We start from the raw sequence: 3569 nt of genomic DNA, 5'->3' as shown, positions 1-3569 counted from the left end.
GGCCCAGCTTGACCGGGTCGGCGCCTTCCGCTTTGAACCCGTAGAGGGCGCCGCCGCCAACGCCCTGCCCGGCGCGGTGCCCGAAGAGGTCAAGGAAGAACGGTTCCAGCGGATCATGGAAAAAACCGCCGCGATCAGCGCCGCCAAGCTGGCCGCCAAGGTCGGCCGCCTGCTGCCGGTGATCATCGACGAGGTCGGCGAAGCGGACGAGGACGGCGACACCGGCGCCACCGCCCGCAGCCAGGCCGACGCCCCCGAAATCGACGGCGCGGTATACCTGCGCAGCGTGCCCCCCACCCTCAAACCCGGCGATTTCGCGACGGTGCTGATCGAAGACGCCGACGAACACGACCTGTTCGGGGTGATGTCAGACAGCTGAAGCCACCCTTTCCTGAACGAATGGACACAGTGGACAGGGTTCAGGGGGAAAGTGTCACCCGGTGTTGCCTTGTGTAACCCGGCGCCACCCACCTGCACGGCATAGCGCGGCAAGGCGGCGGTGTGCGGGGCGGCAAAGCGGGGCGAGGGCATGGCTTCACGGTAGCAAGCGGGGCGGATGTAGGAAAACGCCCACCCCTCCCGATCCTCTCCATTTTCACGCAGTGCAAATGGGGAGGTGGCGCGCCCGCAGGGCGTGACGGAGGGGTATCGGCGGCGGCCCAAACCCGCAATCGTCCCTTGCCAAGCGGCGGGCACGCGGGAATACATGCCGGATGCGCCTGACTTGGGATGAAATTCGCCGCCGCGCCAAGGCTTTCAGCGAAGATTGGAAGGATGCGCACTACGAAAAGGGCGAAACGCAGAGCTTCTACAACGATTTCTTCGAGATTTTCGGAATCAAGCGGCGTCAGGTCGCCGTTTTTGAAAAGCGCGTTCAGGCTATCGATGCCAACCGGCGCGGTTTTATCGACCTGTTCTGGCCCGGCACGCTGATCGTCGAGCAGAAAAGCGCGGGCAAGAACCTGCTTGCCGCGCAGATGCAGGCCAGCGAATATTTCGATTGGCTGCCCCAGCGCGATCAGCCGCGCTTCATGCTGACCTGCGACTTTCAGCGCTGGCAGCTGGTCGATCTGGACGACAACGGCAAGGAACTGAGCTTCCCTCTGGCCGACCTGCACAAGCACGTCACGGCGTTCGATTTCATGCTGGGCCGCCGCGTCAGCTTTGAAACCCAGGCGTCCGTCACGATCAAGGCGGCGGAGCTGATGGGCAAGCTCCACGATGCGCTGGAGGACAGCGGCTATGCCGGGCACGATCTGGAACAGCTGCTGGTCCGTCTGCTGTTCTGCCTGTTTGCCGATGACACCGGGATTTTCCAGCCCAAGGACATCTTCCTGCAACTGATCGACAACGACACCAGGGACGACGGCAGCGACGTTGGTCGCGTGCTGAACGAACTGTTCGACGTGCTGGATACGCCCGAGGCGGAGCGACAGAAGGGACTGTCGGGAGAGCTTGATGCCTTCCCCTATGTCAACGGCGCGTTGTTCCGGGGACGGCTGCGCACGCCCGTGTTCGATGCAGCCATGCGCGGCCACCTGCTCGAAGCGGCCCGCCACGATTGGTCGGGCGTCAGTCCCGCCATTTTCGGGTCGCTGTTCCAGTCGGTGATGGACGCCAAGGAACGCCGGGCCAAGGGCGCGCATTACACGACAGAGGCGAACATCCTGAAAGTGATCGGTCCGCTGTTTCTGGACGATCTGAAGGCGGAACTGTCCGCGATCATCCAGCGCAAGACCGGACGCGACAAGGAACTGGCGAAATTTCAGGACAAGCTGACCCGTCTGACCTTTTTTGATCCGGCCTGCGGTTGCGGCAACTTTCTGGTGATTGCCTATCGCGAAATTCGGCGGCTGGAACTGGAAGCACTGAAGGCCCAGTACGGCGATCAGCAGATCGACGCAGCACTGCTTAGCCGCGTTACGGTCGATCAATTCTATGGGATCGAGTACGAAGATTTCCCCGCCCGGATTGCCGAAGTGGCGATGTGGATGATGGATCACATCGCCAACAACGAAATCAACGATGCCTTCCGGCTCAACTATGCCCGCATCCCATTGAAGGATTCAGCGCATATCCTGCACGGGGACGCACTTGAAGCTGACTGGTCGAGCTTGCTGCCGCCGGAAAAGTGCAGCTACATCATGGGCAACCCGCCGTTTGTGGGGGCCAAATTCCAGAGCGAAGCACAGCGCGCGCAAGTAAGGCGTATCGCAGGACTTGGCGGTAGTGGCGGAACACTGGACTATGTCGCGGCGTGGTTCATCATGGCCGGACAATTCATCAAGGTCAATCCGCGCGTTCGCATTGCCTTTGTTTCGACCAATTCAATCTGTCAGGGCGAACAGGTTGCGCAGTTGTGGCCGATCCTGTTCGACCGGTTTGGTGGAGATTGCCTTTGCGCATCGCACCTTTTCCTGGGGTAGCGAGGCGCGCGGCAAAGCTCATGTTCATGTGGTAATCGTCGGGTTGGCGCACCGCGACCATGAGTCTGACGAGAAGCGGCTTTTCAGCTATCCCGACATCAAAGGCGATCCCGTCGAAAGCCGCCACTCAGCGCTGACCGCCTATCTTTTTGATGCCAAGGGCGTGGCGAACAGGCATCTGGTGGTGAAAGAAGAGGGGCGGCCGATTAATGGGGCAAGAAAACTCGCCATTGGAAGTCAGATTATTGATGATGGTCACTTCACATTTAATCCAGCCGAACGATCGCGGTTTTTGAAGGCCGAACCCAAGGCTGCTCCATTCATGCGCAAGCTTGTAGGAGCAACTGAGCACATCAATGGAGATATGCGCTGGGTTCTCACGTTGCATGACGCTCCACCAGACATTTTGGCAGCGTCGGCGGAAATCAAGGCGCGAATTTCGGCAGTCCGAAATTTTCGTCTAGCCAGCAAACGCAAGAGCACTCTCGCCGCAGCGGCATATCCGCAATCATTTGCACTGCTAAACGCGCCCAAAGTCGCCTTTCTGGTCTTGCCTAGAGTTTCGTCGGAGCGCCGAGATTATGTTCCGTTCGGGTGGCAGGAACCTCCTGCAATTCCCACTGACGCGGTCATCATACTGCCCGAAGCCACTCTCTTTGACTTCGCCATCCTCACCAGCCGTGCGCACATGGCGTGGCTCGGACACATGGGCGGACGACTCAAGAGCGATTATCGCTATTCCATCGGCCTCGTCTACAACACCTTCCCTTGGCCGGACGCCTCCCCCGCCCAGCGCGCCAGAATCGAAGCGCTGGCCCAGGCGGTGCTGGATGCCCGGGCCGAATTTCCGACGTCCAACCTTGCGGCGCTCTATGATCCGGACACCATGCCGCCGGTGCTGCGCAAGGCGCACGCCGCGCTGGATAGTGCGGTCGACAGGCTGTACCGCGCAGCGCCCTTCACCTCTGACCGCGACCGGGTGGAGCATCTGTTTGGCCGGTACGAGGCGCTGGTGAACCCGCTGGAGCGGATCGGCGCGGCCAAGAACAAGCGCGTGGCGCGGAAGGCTTCGCAGGCGGAGTAGCGCACAATGCTCCAATCCTGCACCGCGTGCTCCCCTCCCAGGTGGGGAGGGGTTGGGGG

The 3569-nt window shown here is 61.1% G+C and carries 2 protein-coding genes and 1 pseudogene; all 3 read left to right on the top strand.

Annotation, left to right across the window (positions count from 1 at the left end; translation table 11 throughout):
* Window positions 1-379: pseudogene (locus ABL922_RS14280) on the top strand (30S ribosomal protein S12 methylthiotransferase RimO); the annotation flags it as partial.
* Between the two features lie 334 nt (window positions 380-713).
* Entirely contained in the window at window positions 714-2426 is a 1713-nt protein-coding gene (locus ABL922_RS14275) for a DNA methyltransferase (RefSeq protein WP_349024879.1), read from the top strand.
* Window positions 2386-3510: a type IIL restriction-modification enzyme MmeI gene (locus ABL922_RS14270; protein ID WP_349024878.1), complete on the top strand. Its 1125-nt coding sequence runs from the start codon at window positions 2386-2388 to the stop codon at window positions 3508-3510. The genes ABL922_RS14275 and ABL922_RS14270 overlap by 41 nt, the downstream gene beginning before the upstream one ends.
* Window positions 3511-3569 lie beyond the last annotated feature (59 nt).

It is taken from the genome of Sphingorhabdus sp. (assembly GCF_040079335.1).
In the GTDB taxonomy this organism is placed as follows: Bacteria; Pseudomonadota; Alphaproteobacteria; order Sphingomonadales; family Sphingomonadaceae; genus Sphingorhabdus_B.
Note: the sequence above shows the minus strand (reverse complement) of the source record. Positions and strands in the feature narration are given on the sequence as shown.

What these genes read in the sequence shown, in the direction of transcription:
- ABL922_RS14275 (WP_349024879.1), top strand. Translation starts at nt 714, where the DNA reads ATGCGCCTGACTTGGGATGAAATTCGCCGCCGCGCCAAGGCTTTCAGC.